12 protein-coding genes are annotated in these 14,245 nt (G+C 65.7%); 4 read left to right on the forward strand and 8 right to left on the reverse strand.

The window, feature by feature from the left end; translation table 11 throughout:
• Positions 1-300 precede the first annotated feature (300 nt).
• From HUI96_RS20740 to HUI96_RS20775, 8 genes are all read right to left on the reverse strand, one after another.
• Positions 301-717, reverse strand: a complete 417-nt coding sequence (locus HUI96_RS20740; RefSeq protein WP_188256606.1) for a group II truncated hemoglobin — start codon at positions 715-717, stop codon at positions 301-303.
• Between the two features lie 7 nt (positions 718-724).
• Entirely contained in the window at positions 725-3,097 is a 2,373-nt protein-coding gene (locus HUI96_RS20745) for a DUF1989 domain-containing protein (protein WP_188256607.1), read from the reverse strand.
• A gap of 107 nt (positions 3,098-3,204) precedes the next feature.
• Positions 3,205-4,092 carry a bifunctional 5,10-methylenetetrahydrofolate dehydrogenase/5,10-methenyltetrahydrofolate cyclohydrolase gene (locus HUI96_RS20750; protein ID WP_188256608.1) on the reverse strand — a complete coding sequence of 296 codons (888 nt, stop codon included), beginning with the start codon at positions 4,090-4,092 and terminating at the stop codon, positions 3,205-3,207.
• Between the two features lie 256 nt (positions 4,093-4,348).
• Complete coding sequence (locus tag HUI96_RS20755; protein WP_210320265.1) at positions 4,349-4,591, reverse strand: MoaD/ThiS family protein; 243 nt, start codon at positions 4,589-4,591, stop codon at positions 4,349-4,351.
• 7 nt (positions 4,592-4,598) lie between these two features.
• Positions 4,599-6,845, reverse strand: a complete 2,247-nt coding sequence (locus tag HUI96_RS20760) for a xanthine dehydrogenase family protein molybdopterin-binding subunit (protein ID WP_210320266.1) — start codon at positions 6,843-6,845, stop codon at positions 4,599-4,601.
• Position 6,846: 1 nt separating this feature from the next.
• On the reverse strand, positions 6,847-7,323 hold the full coding sequence (locus tag HUI96_RS20765) for a (2Fe-2S)-binding protein (protein WP_188256610.1): 477 nt from the start codon (positions 7,321-7,323) through the stop codon (positions 6,847-6,849).
• Positions 7,320-8,183 carry an FAD binding domain-containing protein gene (locus HUI96_RS20770; protein WP_188256611.1) on the reverse strand — a complete coding sequence of 288 codons (864 nt, stop codon included), beginning with the start codon at positions 8,181-8,183 and terminating at the stop codon, positions 7,320-7,322. The genes HUI96_RS20765 and HUI96_RS20770 overlap by 4 nt, the downstream gene beginning before the upstream one ends.
• A 344-nt stretch (positions 8,184-8,527) precedes the next feature.
• Complete coding sequence (locus HUI96_RS20775; RefSeq protein ID WP_188256612.1) at positions 8,528-9,712, reverse strand: Gfo/Idh/MocA family protein; 1,185 nt, start codon at positions 9,710-9,712, stop codon at positions 8,528-8,530.
• Between the two features lie 137 nt (positions 9,713-9,849).
• Between HUI96_RS20775 and HUI96_RS20780 the strand changes: the two genes are divergently transcribed.
• The 4 genes from HUI96_RS20780 to HUI96_RS20795 all read left to right on the forward strand — a co-directional run bounded on the left by HUI96_RS20780 (position 9,850) and on the right by HUI96_RS20795 (position 14,231).
• Positions 9,850-10,926: a Gfo/Idh/MocA family protein gene (locus HUI96_RS20780; protein ID WP_211892353.1), complete on the forward strand. Its 1,077-nt coding sequence runs from the start codon at positions 9,850-9,852 to the stop codon at positions 10,924-10,926.
• Positions 10,927-11,074: 148 nt separating this feature from the next.
• Positions 11,075-11,866, forward strand: a complete 792-nt coding sequence (locus HUI96_RS20785; RefSeq protein ID WP_337918553.1) for a MurR/RpiR family transcriptional regulator — start codon at positions 11,075-11,077, stop codon at positions 11,864-11,866.
• 59 nt (positions 11,867-11,925) lie between these two features.
• A complete protein-coding gene (locus HUI96_RS20790; protein ID WP_188256615.1) occupies positions 11,926-12,708 on the forward strand; it encodes an oxidoreductase in 783 nt (260 codons plus the stop codon).
• Positions 12,705-14,231: a mannitol dehydrogenase family protein gene (locus tag HUI96_RS20795; RefSeq protein WP_237684275.1), complete on the forward strand. Its 1,527-nt coding sequence runs from the start codon at positions 12,705-12,707 to the stop codon at positions 14,229-14,231. Before HUI96_RS20790 ends, HUI96_RS20795 begins: the two co-directional genes overlap by 4 nt.
• Positions 14,232-14,245 lie beyond the last annotated feature (14 nt).

Here is a 14,245-nt window from a genome sequence, read left to right on the forward strand (position 1 = left end):
ACGGCGCCAACGAGGCGTTCTTCCAGTGGAAGAAGCACAAGGTGAAGGACATCATGAAGTTCCGCGACAACAGCTACCGGTCGGTGATCACCGGCACCATGGCCCCGGCGCACCACACGCCGTGGAAGGACGCGCTCGACGACACCATGGACAGCTACCTGCGCAACTGAGCGCGGAGGGTTCGGACGAGCTTCTGCGGGCGCCGGACCACCGCGGCGCCCTTTCTTCATGCGGTTGCAGTCCGTCTTTCGGGGAGAGGCCATCGCGGCGGCAAGATCGTCAAGAGCGCCTGGAGCCCCGTCACTGGCCGCGCCGCATGCCCCAGTCGCCCAGGTCGTTGATCAGCATCAGTGCGATCCTGCGGAAGGTCTGCCGCATGCGATCCACATGGGCGCCCTCATGCCCCAGATCAGTGAGCGCCTGATCCATCAGTTCCAGCCAGGTCTCGGCGACCTCCTGCGAGATCGGGACATGCGCGTGGATCTGGCGGATGTCCATGTGACCGTGCCGCTCGGCATAATATCTCGGACCGCCCAGGAAGCCCGAGAGGAAGTCGAACTGTTCCGTGCGGGAATGGGCGATCCCGTGCCCGCGAAGATGTAGGAGCTTCAGCTTTTCGCCGCGCGGATCGGTTTCGATGAGGTCGTAGAAGCGCTCGACCAGTGCACGCAGGGCGTCCTCGCCTCCGAGTTCATCCAGTGTGCTGCGCAGGTTCATCTCGCTCCTAGGACTGAGGTCGGGTTTTCTTGGGATCATAGTGCGCAAACGGTACCACCCGGGCCGGTAAGCGCTTCTGGTGGCCATCGAGCTTGCCGACTTCCACCTCGGTTCCGACTTCCGCATGGGCTACGTCGATCCGAGCGAGCGCGATGTTCTTGCCCAGGATCGGCGAGCGCGTGGACGAGGTGACTTCGCCCACCTGCGCGCGCCCGATATGGATGCAGTTGCCGTGCCCGACCTCGACGGCGCTGTCGATGTCGAGCCCGACCATCTTGCGCGACGGATGCTCCTTGCGCCGGATCAGCGCGTCGCGGCCGATGAAGTCGTCGGCCTTGGTCTTGAGCGGCACAGTGAAACCGATGCCGGCCTCGAACGGATCGGTCTGGTCGGAGAAGTCGTAGCCGGCGAAGATCAGGCCTGCCTCGATCCGCACCATGTCGAGCGCCTGCAGGCCCATCGGCGTCAGCCCATGCGCGGGCCCCTCGGCCCAGATCGCATCGAAGACCTCGCCCGCGTGTTTGGGATGGCACCAGACCTCATAGCCGAGTTCGCCCGTATAGCCGGTCCGAGAAACCACGACCGGCACGCCGGTAGCGTCACCGATGCGGCCTATCGTGAAGCGGAACCAGCCGAGTTCCTCCATCGAGGGTTGATGGGGAGGTGTCCAGATCACCTTCTTCAACAGTTCGCGGCTCTCGGGGCCCTGGACCGCGATGTTGTGCAACTGGTCCGTGGAGTTGCGCACCAGAACGTTCAAGCCGAGCTTCTCCGCCTGTTCGCGCAGCCACTCGCCGGAATAGTCGTCGCCGCCGATCCAGCGGAAATTGTCTCGGCCGAGGCGGAACAGCGTGCCGTCGTCGATCATGCCGCCATGCGGATAGCACATGGCCGAATAGACGACCTGGCCGACCGCCAGCTTCTTCACGTCGCGGGTCAGCGTGTATTGCATCAGCGCTTCCGCGTCCGGTCCCGTCACCTCGAACTTGCGCAAAGCCGAGAGGTCGAGCAGTACCGACTTCTGCCGGCAGGCCCAATATTCCTCGATCGGTCCGGCCTCGGCGAAGCTGTTGGCCAGCCAGTAGCCGCGGTACTCCACGAAGTTGCGGGTCAGCTTCGACAGGCGCTCGTGGAATCCGGTTTCCTTGGTCATCTTCGGCTCTGAATCTGGGGTGGCGCGGATGGCCACCGCGCGCTGGAACTTATGCGCCCCAGAATAGGTGCGCACATGGATGTCGGTCGGGTTCCAGCCGTTGGCAGGGCTGGTGTCGTCGGGACAGGCGGAGCTTACGCAGACCAGATCGGTCAATGCCCGCAGAAGCACATAATCCCCTGGACGCGACCAGGGCTCGTCGGAGTACATGACGCCATGCGCGTCGACCCCGGTGTTGAAGAAGAAGTTGGCCGCCATCCAGCCGCCGCGCGGCTTTACGCCGAATTGCTCCAGCGCCCCGTTGAAATTGTCGGTGCAGTTGATGTGGCCGGGGTAGCCGATGTCGTCGTAGTACTTGGCATAGCATGCGAGCGAAAAGGCATCATGCCGCCCGCAGGTGTCCTGCACGACCTCGACCAGCGGCACGAAATCCTGGTCGAAATATTTGGAATGCAGGCCCGGCATCGGATAGGCGTGACCCATCGCGCTGCGCGTCGCGGTCACGTCCAACGCATGTTCCAGGCCTTTGTCGAGCTTGCGGGCCGAGAAGCACTGGAAGTCGGTGCATTGCCGACCGTCCACGTCGAGGATCTGGATGTAGTCGCCCGCCTTGACAAAGTAACCTTCGGCCGTGGCGGAATGCACGCGCAGATCGAGCACCGGGTCTGCCAGGGGATCGGGCAGTTCGCGCCCGCCCTGCGGCCGCCGGACAGAGTTGCGCCGCACCATCACCGTCAGCGGCGTGGCGGTGTCCTGCCCGTCGGGAGCCATGTCCTCGCCCGGCGCGGCGATGACCACCGCTCCATCGCGCTGCGCGGTGAACTCCACCTCGGTCCTGGCCGGGGTGGTCTCCCCGAAGAACCGCATCGCACCCGCGGTAGCTAGGTCGATGCCGTGGCGCTCCAAGCCCTTGCGCAGCCTCTGAAGGCTGCCGTCGGAGTTGGTCAGCAGCGCCTTAAGTCCCGAGGCATCGGAGTTGGCGGAAAGCCCCAGGACGCTAGCATCGATCCGCCCGGCAGCATCGGCGGCAACGACCTCACAGGCCTGACCGCCCTCGTCATTGGTGACCGTGATGTGATCACCCGCCGCAACCGCGATTAGAATGGCGCCGGCGCCCTCCACGACGTAACGCTCGGTGCCCGGCGGCAGCGCCAAGCTGCGCGGGAGAAGGATTCGGCTCGGCTGCGGCGGACCGGGTACGACCGAAGGGTACGGCGTATTCAGCATCGTCACTTCCAGAGCCTCGGATTGCACATCCGGAAAAAATGTTTAATCCGAAGAATAGCCCGCCCCATGTGCCGCGGCAAGCGTCATTTAGACTTAGGGGGCTCGCCTTAGCCCAGCCAGCCCGCCGCCAACTGACGCTGATAGGCCACTATCGAGTTGCGCATCAGCATCGCCACCGTCACAGGGCCCACTCCGCCGGGGACGGGCGTGATCCAGCCCGCGACCTCCAGCACCTTGTCGGTGTCGACATCGCCGACGATGCGGACCGTGCCGTCCGGTTCGGTGATCTGGTTGATACCGATGTCGATGACGGCGGCGCCGGGCTTGATCATCTCCGGCCCGATGAGGCGGGGCTTGCCGACGGCGACGACCACGACGTCAGCCCGGCGCGAGTGCATCGCCACCGAGCGCGTCATGTGGTGGCAGACGGTGACCGTCGCTCCCTCGGCCATGAGCATGAACGCCGCGGGCTTACCGACGATCTCCGAGTGGCCGATCATCACCACCTCGAGGCCCTTCAGTTGGAGGCCCGTCTCGCGGATGAGTTCGACCGACGCCGCTGCGGTGCAGGGCGCGAGCGCGATGTCGCTGTAGACGATGTTGCCGATCGAGGCCGGGTTCATGCCCTCGACGTCCTTCAGCGGATGGATCGCCGACTGCAGCGAGCGGACGTTGATGTGCGCCGGAACCGGCCGCTGCAGGATAATACCCAGTACATCCGAGCTGTCGTTCAGCGCCACGATCCGCCGCTTGCATTCCTCCTGGGTGAGGTCGTGCGGCCAGAGCTGCTGCTCGAACGGAATTCCGGCCTTCGCCGCACCACGCTCCTGGTTGCGGACATAGGCGGCAACGCCGGGCGATTCGCCAATGCTGATCGAAATGAGTTTTCCGAGGGGACGAGCAGCAGCCTCGACCTGAGCACGCACGTCCGCAAGGATCCGCGCCTGCACTGCCCTGCCGTCCATCAGCCTGTGGTCGATGAAGGGAGCGTTCATGCGCCGAACCCCGCAGTCGCAACCACGCTCGACGCAGTGAACGGCGCGCCGGCTGAAAAGCTATTCGATGAAATCAATTTCACGTCCTCTGAAACTGGCGTTTCGCTTCAGCTACATCGGCCGTGGCACGCAAGCTCTGGGCCGGGCGCGCCATGCGCCGCGCATTTGATAGCCGTATTGGTCGGAAGGCGACATCCCGTCCCCGGGTTCAAGATGTCGCATGGTAAACTGCATTCGCTGGCGGCGCCGAACCTGCCTAGCCGCCCGTCATATAGGGCATGAGGACCACCTCGCTGTCGGGCCTGACCTCGGCGAACCAGGACTCTCGGTAGATCCGGCCATCGAGCGCGAGGGAGACCCCGCGCTCGATCTGCGGTTTCAAGCCCGGATATTGCTCGGCAAGCCCGTCGAGCACCTGCTTGAAGTTCTTAGCCTCGACCTCGAGTTCCCCGCGTCCGTCCGTGAAGCGGCGCAAGGAGCCCCAAATCTTGACCTTCACCACTGGCTCATACCCCGGCAGCCGAGACCGCCTTCAAGATGGTCGGCGGAGACATGGGTAGCCGCGTCATGCGCACGCCGAGTGCCCGCGAGACCGCATTGGAGAGGGCCGCGAGCGGCGGCACGATCGAGGTCTCGCCGACGCCACGCACACCATAGGGGTGGCCCGGGTTCGGAATCTCCAGGATCACCGGCTCGATGCGCGGCAGGTCCGAGGCAACCGGCACGCGGTAGTCGAGGAAGCCCGGGTTCTGCAGCCGGCCGTCCTCGCCGTAGATGTACTCCTCGTTGAGCGCCCAGCCGATGCCTTGCGCCGCCCCACCCTGCATCTGGCCCTCAACATAGTCGGGATGCACGGCCTTGCCGGCGTCCTGGAACACCGTGTAGCGCAGCACCTTGGTGGCGCCGGTTTCCGGGTCGACTTCGACGTCGGCGATGTGCACGCCGAAGCTGACGCCGGCACCTTCGGCGTTGACCTCGTGGTGGCCGGCAATCGGGCCGCCCGTCTGGAACGAGATCGCGGCGATCTCCTCAATGCTCATCGGCTTGAAGTCGCCGGCATTCGGGCTGGCCGGCTTGACGTAGCCGTCCTCCCAGACCACCGCCTCCTCGTCGATGCCCCAGATCTGGGCGACGCGCGAGCACATCTTCTGGATGGCGTCCCGAGCCGCCTTGATGGTGGCAAGGCCGACGGCGAAGGTCACGCGGCTGCCGTCCGTAATGTCGCTGTGGCCGATCGAAGTGGTGTCGCCGATCACGGTGCGCACCTTCTCATAGGGCACGCCGAGTTCCTCAGCGGCCATCTGGCTGATCGAGGCGCGCGAACCGCCAATGTCCGGATTGCCTTCGGTGACGCTGACCGTGCCATCGGTATTGATGTTGAGCGTCACGCAGGTGTTGCCGCCGAAGTTGAACCAGAAACCGGCCGAGAAGCCGCGCCCCTGGTTCGGCCCGAGCGGTGCCGACCAATGCGGATGCGCCTTGGCCGCCTCGAGGGTAGCCATTAGGCCGATATCGTCGAAAGTCGGGCCATAGGAGGACAGAGTGCCCTTCTGCGCGGCGTTCTTCACCCGAACGTCGAGCGGGTCGAGCCCGAGTTCGAGGCACAGTTCGTCGACAACGCTCTCGACGGCATAGATCGCCTGCGGCGCGCCCGGCGCGCGGTATGACGCCTCCTTGGGACGGTTGGTCAGCACGTTCCAACCATACGTGCGCACCGCGTCCAGGTCGTAGGGTGCAAAGGCAGCCTGGGCGCCCATCTCGACCGTGCCACAAGGGAAGGCCCCGCCGGAATAACGGAGCCTCGCCTCGGCGGCGGTGATGCGACCATCCTTGGTCATGCCAATCTTCACGTCGGTCGAGGTCGCCACCGTCGGACCCGTGGCGCGGAACACCTCGTCGCGGCTCATGACCATCTTCACCGGCCGGCCGGACTTTCGCGACAGCGCCAGCGCCACCGGCTCGATGAACACGGTCGTCTTGCCGCCGAAACCGCCGCCGATCTCGGATGCGGTGACCTTGAGCTGGCTCGCCTCCATGCCGAGTATGGCCGAACAGACCGCACGGACATGGTAGTGCCCCTGCGTGCAGCACCAGAGATCGGCCTTGCCGTCGGCATTCATCGAGGCCAGGCAGGCATGCGGCTCGATGTAGCCCTGGTGCGTCGCGGCCGTCGTGAAGCTGCGCTCGATGATGCGGTCGGCCTTGGCGAAACCGGCTTCGAGATCGCCGTGGCCGAACTCGCAGTAGCTGGTCACGTTCTCCGAGAAGCCCGGCGCCACGGTCTCATGCACGAGGCCCGACTGGACGACTGGTGCGTCCGGCTTCATCGCCTCGTCGACATCCGTGACGTGCGGCAGCTTGCGATATTCAACCTTGATCAGCTTGAGCGCGGCCTTGGCGACCGCCGGCGAGGTGGCGGCGACGGCGGCGACGGCATGCCCGTCATAGAGCACCTTGCCGCGCGCCATGCAGTGGTCCTGGACGTCGCGCAGTGCCGAATCCTCCGGCACCCCGAAGTCGCCGGACGTGATCACCGCCTTGACGCCGGGCAGCGCCTCGGCCGCCGAAGTATCGATCGAAACGATCTCGGCATGGGCATGCGGGCTGCGCAGGATGTGGCCGGTAAGCATGCCGGGCGCGCTCACGTCGGCGCCATAGAGGGCGCGGCCGATCACCTTGTCCACGCCATCCGGCCGAGGCGGCCGGGTACCGACGACCTTGAATGCGCGCTCGCCTTTCACTCGCATATTCATCTCAGGCGCCTCTCATCTGCTGGGCGGCATCCTGTACCGCCTGGACAATCTTGTCATAACCGGTGCAGCGGCAAAGATTGCCCGCGAGCCAGTAGCGGATCTCGGTCTCCGTCGGATCGGGGTTCTTCTTCAGGAGAGCCTCGGCGGCCACCAGGATGCCGGGCGTGCAGACCCCGCATTGCAGCGCGGCATTGTCGATGAAGCTCTGCTGCAGCGGGTGCAGCCGGTCGGCATCGGCCATGCCCTCGATGGTGCCGATCTCCGCCCCCTGCACCTCGCCCCCCAGCACAAGGCAGGAGCAGACCAGCCGGCCATTGACCGTCACACTGCAGGCGCCGCAGTCGCCCGTCCCGCAGCCTTCCTTGACGCCCGTCAGGCCGAGCCGGTTGCGCAGGACGTCGAGCAGCGTCTCCTGCGGCTCGCACACGAATTCGGCCGGATCGCCGTTGATGGTTGCAGCGACATGGATGGATTTCATTTGCGGCCTCCGGCGCGTTCGTAGGCGATCAGGGCGGCGCGCTTGGCGAGCACGCCCACCACATGGGTGCGGTACTCGATCGTGCCACGCTTGTCGTTGATGGGGTTGGCGGCGGCCGAGCAGGCGGCAGCCAGTGCGGCAAGCGCATCCTCGTCCAGCTTGGTGCCGATGAGCGCCTGAGCTGCCGGCTCGACCAGCCGCACGGTCGGCGCCACGGCGCCCACGGCCACGCGCGCAGCCGTCACGGTGCCGTCCTCGCCGAGCGTCAGGTTGACCGCCGCCGAAGCGACGGCGATGTCCATCTCGGTGCGCGGAATGAAACGCAGATAGGCATCGGAGGAGCGGGCGGGACGCGCCGGCAGGAAAATCGAGGTGATGAACTCGCCCTTGGCAAGCGAGATGCGGCCGGGACCGACAGGAATCTGCTCGATCGTTACGTCGCGCTCGCCGTTCGGGCCGGCCACGCGCGCCGTTGCATTGGCGGCGACCAGGCTCGGCACGGCGTCACCGGCCGGCGAGGCGTTGCAGAGATTGCCCGCCATCGTGCAGCGACCCTGCACCTGGGTCGAGCCGATCAGGTTGAAGCCTTCGACGACGCCGGGCCACTGAGCGACGACTTCAGCGTTCTCGCCGAGTTCCGCGCCGGAAACCGCTGCTCCGATGCGGAACCCGCCCGCCTCGGGCGTCACCGTCCGCATGCCTGCAATCTGCTTGATGTCGACGACGAGATCCGGTTCGACCATGCCGGACTTCATCTGCACAAGAAGGTCGGTGCCGCCGGCAAGCACGCGGGCTAGGCCCGCCTCATTCGCCAGCAAGCGTACGGCTTCTGCCGTGCTTTCGGGTTTTTCGTATCGCAAGGCCCACCTCTCGAGAATGAACCCTGTTGGTACAGCAAAAAGGAGGCTTTAGCCAAGCCGGAGAGCGACAGGACCAATCGCCACGGCGAAGCTGTCATTCAATTCGGGATGAGTCGGCGACCGTCACGCGGTCATCGGGAGCGGGAGCGGCTAACGGTATAGGCTTGCGCGCCGGGTACGACGCCCCATGTCCAACGGCGACGGAAACCACGGCCCACCCACCTGAACGGAGAGATCCTTTTCCCCGACGATGTCGGCGAAGAGCTTCCTTCCCGTCATTCGGCGTACGGAGGAACTCACTTCCAGGCGAGACACGATCGGTGCCCGCTGGTAGACGGCACCGCTCAGCCGAAGCGCGCTGGCGTCCAGGCACCTCCCGCGGCGTTCGAGTCGACCGCTGCGGCCACGAACTTGACGCCGCGCGCGCCGTCGACGACCCCGGGGACGAGCCGCTCGCGGGCCGGGTCGATCGTAAGCCCGGAGCGGTGCGCGCGGATGATGTCCGCCGCGTCGCGATAAAAATTGCCGAAGCCTTCGATATAGCCTTCCGGATGGGCCGCAGGCATACGCGACACGGCCTGGGCGGCCGCCGTCGTGCCAGCGCCGCCTCGCACGATCGTCTGGGTCGGCTCGCCATAGCGGGTGAAGCGCAACTCCTCTGGTCGCGTGCCGCGCCACTCCAACCCCGCCTTGTCGCCATAGATGCGCACCGACAGGTCGTTGTAGTGTCCGGGCGAGGTCTGGCTGGCGAGGATCGTACCCCGCACGCCGCCCGACCAGCGCACCATCACATGGGCGTTGTCGTCGAGGCGCCGGCCAGGCACGGCGGTGAAGAGATCGGCTGCGACTTCCTCTGCCTCCAGGCCCGAGACGAAGGAGGCGAGATTGAAGGCATGGACACCGATGTCGGCGAGCACCGCGGACTGCCCCGCACGCGCCGGGTCGGTGCGCCACTCGGCCTGCTTCTGCCCATCGGCATCGATCGGCCGGGTCAGCCAATCCTGGATATAGGCGCCGTGCAGCGCAACGAGGCGTCCCAGCTCGCCCGCCTCCACCATCTCGCGAGCCTGGCGGACCATCGCGTAGCCGGTGTTGTTCAGGGTGACGAGGAACTTGCGCTGCTTGGCCCGCGCCAGCGCAACCAGCGCCTCGGCATCGGCCACGGTGGTCGACAGCGGCTTGTCGCAGATGACGTCGATTCCGGCCTCCAGGAATGCCGTCGCGATCGGCGCATGCAGGTGATTGGGCGTGACGATCACGACGGCCTCGATGCCGTCCGGCCGTACCGCCTCGGCGCACGCCATCTCGCGATAGTCGGCATAGGCGCGGTCGGGCGCAATGCCGAGTTCGGCCGCAGAGACGGCGGCATTCTGCGGATCCGCGGACAGCGCGCCGGCGACGAGCGCGATGCCGTCGTCAAGGCGCATGGCGAAGCGGTGCACCGCGCCGATGAAGGCGTTTCGCCCGCCGCCCACCATGCCGACCCGCAGGCGCTCGGCTGCCTTGCCGTCTGAGGTTGCATAAACCATGTCGTTCCTCCGGGCTCGATTGAGGCCCCGCCTCTGCCATGCTCAGCGGGAAGGTCGAAGCATTTTTCCATTTTTTGCATTGTGAAACTGGAATGCCAAGCTACCCTGCGCGAAACGAACGACGAGGGAGAGTTCGCGTGGCCAAATACGGCGTGCTGGGCATCAGCTTCGACCACATGCACATGGGCGACCTGCTGCGTCAGGTTGCGGAGCATCCGGACGCCGAGATCGCCGGCATCTACGATCCGGACCGGTCGAGGATGGAAGGCGCGATCGTCAATTTCGGCATTTCCGAGGACCGCGTCTTCACCAATCTCGATGAATGCCTTGCCAAGACCAGAGCCGATCTCGCCATCGTCTGCTCGGCGACGGCCGAACACGCCAACACGGTCGAGAAGCTGGCGCCGCACGGGCTGCATGTGATGATCGAAAAACCGTTCGCGGCATCGGTCGCCGACGCACGGCGGATCATCAAGGCGATGGAAGGCACGGGAAAGCACCTCGCGATCAACTGGCCGCTCGCCTGGTGCCCGTCGCACAACACCGCCAAGCGCCTTATCGACGAGGGCGCGATCGGCGACCTTATCGAGGTGCATTTCTACGACGGCAACCGCGGGCCACTGTTCCATCTCGCCGACAAGGTCGAGGTCTCGCCGGAAGAGGTCGAACGGCAGAAGCCTGATTCCTGGTGGTACCGACATGCAAGCGGAGGCGGCAGCCTGCTCGATTATCTCGGCTACGGGACCACGCTCGGTACCTGGTTCTATGACGGCCAGGCGCCGCTCGAGGTGACGAGCACCGTCGACGAGACGCCCGGCATCGAGGTCGACCAGCACTCGATCACGGTCGCCCGCTATGCCCGCGGCCTTTCCAAGTTCGAGACCCGCTGGGGCACGCTCACCGATCCGTGGACGCAGCAGCCGCAGCCGAAATGCGGCTTCATCCTTGTCGGCACGGACGGCAACATCTCCAGCTACGACTACGACGACTTCGTCACGCTGCAGACGCGCAAAGACACCCGGTATGTGCAGGTGCCGGTGGACAAGCTGCCGCCCGGCCGCCGCGCCGTGATCGAGTACATGCTGGCCCGCATCGAGGACGGTCAGCCCGTGACCGGTCCGCTCGATCCAAAGCTCTGCCTCATCGGCCAACGCATCATCGACAGCGCCATACTCTCCTCGCGAGAGAAGCGGACCGTGCCGCTGGTGCCCTGATCCGATCCGGTCCCCTACACGGCCTCATCCCATGGCACAGCAACACGGACGAAAGAGGAAGCCTGCTGGCGCCGAGGCGCCGCGCCGGAACGACACGTGCTCAAGCCTCGGCTATACGAAGCCCGGCACGTACGAGGAATTGCGGGCGGTGCTGTCGTCCGGCACGGTCAATCTTCCCAAGCGTTTGCGGCAGGTGGCGATCTTCCTCTGGCAGCATCCGGGCGACGTGGCCCTGGGCACGATCAGCCAGGTGGCGGAAAAAGTCGGCGTCCAGCCATCGACCCTGGTGCGCTTCGCGCAGATCTTCGGGTTTTCCGGTTTCTCCGATTTCCAGAGCCTCTTCAAGGAGCATGTGAAGGCGTCATTGCCGGAAGGCCGAGCCATCGAGGGCGCAGCCGACGAGCCCGGCGCGACCGGTGCCGACCTGCATTTTCTGCGCGGCATGGTCTCTGCGTCACAAGCATCGCTGGGGCGGATCGAAAGCCGGTTCGACGTCGAAGCCTTCGACGCTATGATCGAGCTGCTCGCCGGCGCCGACATGATCTACGTGATCGGCAGCAAGCGCGCCTTTCCCGTCACCTCCTACCTGTCGCTGACGCTCTCGCAGCAGGGCATGCGGAACGTTTTGGTCGACAACGTCGGCTCGACCGCGCTCGACCAGGTGGCATGCACGGGGCCGGGCGATGTGGTGCTGGCCGTCAGCTTCAGCCCGTACAACTCGATCACGCCGGATCTCGTCGCCGTGGCGCGGGAGCGTAACGCGCGCGTCTTGACCATCACGGACTCCGCGTTCAGCCCGCTCGTGCCGCTGTCCGACCGCTGGGTCGAAGTGGTGGAATCCGATTTTGCCGGTTTCCGCTCGCTCGCCGCCTCTCTCGCGGTCGGTATCGCGCTCGTGCACGGCGTCGCTGTGCGCCGGCGGAAGGAAATCGGCAGTTGACGAACTTCGATCGAATTCCATAGATTGAAAAATAGAAAATTCGTTCCGGGGAGGGGGCGGTGGGGGCACGTGTCGACGGCAAGGTCGCGCTCGTTACAGGGGCGACCCAGGGCATCGGGCTGGCCATTGCGGAAACGCTGGCGGCATCGGGAGCCTCCGGCATCTGCATTTCGGGTCGCAACGAAGAGCGCGGCAGGCAGGCCGTCGAGGAGATCTCGGCATTGGGATGCCCGGCGGATTTCGTGGCGGCCGAACTCGCCGAGGCCAATGCGCCCGCCCGGATCATCAAGGCCTGCACGGACCGTTTCGGGCGGATCGACTGCCTCGTCAACGCGGCCGCCCTCACCGACCGTGCATCGCTGCTCGACGCGGATCTCGACATCTGGACGAAACTCTTCGACGTCAACGCCCGCGCGCCGTTCTTCCTGATGCAGGCCGCGGTCCGCGCCATGCGCAAGCAAGGCACCGGCGGCTCTATCGTCAACATCCTTTCCATGAACGCGCATTGCGGCACGCCGGAGCTCGCCGTCTATTCGGGAGCGAAGGCCGCGCTGGCGGTGCTGACGCGCAATATCGCCAATGCACACCGCTTCGACCGCATCCGCGTCAACGGCATCAATGTGGGCTGGGCCGACACGCCGGCCGAGCGCGTGATGCAGGCCGCCACGCTTGGCCTGGGCGAGGGCTGGCTCGAAGCCGCCTCCGCATCCCAGCCTTTCGGCCGCCTGCTCTCTGCGCAGGACGTAGCCAATCTGGCGGTATTCCTGCTGAGCGACGCTTCCGGACCAATGACGGGCGCTCTGGTCGATCAGGAGCAGTGGGTCGTAGGGTCCAGGAATTGAGCAATTCAGCCCCACTTCCCCGGCTCTCGGCTGCGCTGCTGCCCGAACTGCCAACGACGGTCGCGCGTCCACGCTACGACCGCGCGGCGCTGAAGCCCGGCATGGCGCATCTCGGCGTCGGCGCCTTTCATCGCAGCCATCAGGCGGAGTTCACGGACGACCTGCTCACCGCGTCCTTCGACCGCTGGGGCGTCGTCGGCATCAATGTCCGCCCGCCAGCAATCGAGGCGGCGCTCGGGCCCCAGGACGGCCTTTACACTCGGCTGATGAGGGAAGACGACAAGGTCGAGGCGCGGGTGATCGGCAGCATTGTCTCGGTGGTCGACAGCCGAGCGGATTCGCGGGCGGCCCTCGAGGTCCTTGCCTCGCCGGACATCGACGTGGTCACCATGACCGTCACCGAGAAGGGCTATTGCCACCGCCCCGCCACCGGCGAGCTCATCCTCGACCATCCCGACATCGTCCACGATCTCGCAAAACCCGAAGCACCGGGCAGCGTTCCGGGCATCCTCGTCCAGGCACTGGAGATGCGGCGGCGCAGCCACGGCCGGCCGCTGACGCTGATGAGTTGCGACAACATCCCGGCCAATGGCGCGATCCTCAACTCCGTGGTCGGCGCCCTTGCTGAGCGGCGCGACCCGGCGCTCGTCCGCTGGATCGAGGCCAACGCCGCATTTCCATCGTCCATGGTCGACCGCATCGCCCCGGCCGTGCGCCAGGCCGACTACGATTTCGTCGCCGAAGCATTCGGCTATCGCGACCAGGCGGTGGTCGTCGGCGAGCCGTTCCGGCAGTGGGTGATCGAGAACCGAGTGGCTGGCCGCTTCCCCGCCTGGGACCGTGTCGGCGCGACGCTGGTGGACGACGTCGAAGCCTTCGAGCACCTCAAAATGCGCGTGCTCAACGGCGCCCAGACGACGCTCGCCTATCTCGGGGTCTTCGCCGGCCACGAGCATACCTGCGATGACATGACCGATCCGCTGCTGGTCCGGTTCGTGCGCCGCATGCTTTTCGAGGAGACCCTGCCGACCCTCGCCCCGATCCTGGGTGTCGACCCGGCGACCTATGTCGAGCAGAGCCTCGCCAGGCTGCGCAACACCGCAATCCGGCACCGCAACCACCAGATCGCGACCGACGGATCGCAGAAGATCGTGCAGCGCCTGCTCAACCCGATCCTCGAACGGCTGCGGCGCGGACAGAGCGTCACGCTGCTCTCCGTGCCCGTGGCGGCCTGGATGGCCTATCTGATCCGCGCCTCGGAGCGATTCGGTCGCGCCTGGACCGCCGACGACCCCTACGCAGAGAGGATCGCCGATATCGCCGACCGAACCGGCAATGACGCGAAAGCGCTGGCCGATGCCATTCTTGCAATCGACACGATCTTTCGACCGGAACTGGCCCAGAGCCCAGTCTTCCGCGAGAACATTGTGTGCGGCCTCAAAGCTTTCCTGGCATCCGATCCGACGGAATATCTGCGCAGCGTATGCGAAATGCAGACGCTACAGTTGAACGACACCCCATAAACAGCATAGTAGGA

This window comes from Pseudaminobacter soli (ex Zhang et al. 2022) (assembly GCF_014595955.1).
GTDB classification, from domain to species: domain Bacteria; phylum Pseudomonadota; class Alphaproteobacteria; order Rhizobiales; family Rhizobiaceae; genus Kumtagia; species Kumtagia pseudosoli.

Bases quoted from the DNA above. Each gene is read 5' to 3' on its own strand.
- HUI96_RS20765 (WP_188256610.1), bottom strand. From the start codon at position 7,323: ATGAAATCCATCCATGTCGCTGCAACCATCAACGGCGATCCGGCCGAA.
- HUI96_RS20775 (WP_188256612.1), bottom strand. From the start codon at position 9,712: ATGGTTTATGCAACCTCAGACGGCAAGGCAGCCGAGCGCCTGCGGGTC.
- HUI96_RS20760 (WP_210320266.1), bottom strand. From the start codon at position 6,845: ATGAATATGCGAGTGAAAGGCGAGCGCGCATTCAAGGTCGTCGGTACC.
- HUI96_RS20740 (WP_188256606.1), bottom strand. From the start codon at position 717: ATGAACCTGCGCAGCACACTGGATGAACTCGGAGGCGAGGACGCCCTG.
- HUI96_RS20750 (WP_188256608.1), bottom strand. From the start codon at position 4,092: ATGAACGCTCCCTTCATCGACCACAGGCTGATGGACGGCAGGGCAGTG.
- HUI96_RS20745 (WP_188256607.1), bottom strand. From the start codon at position 3,097: ATGCTGAATACGCCGTACCCTTCGGTCGTACCCGGTCCGCCGCAGCCG.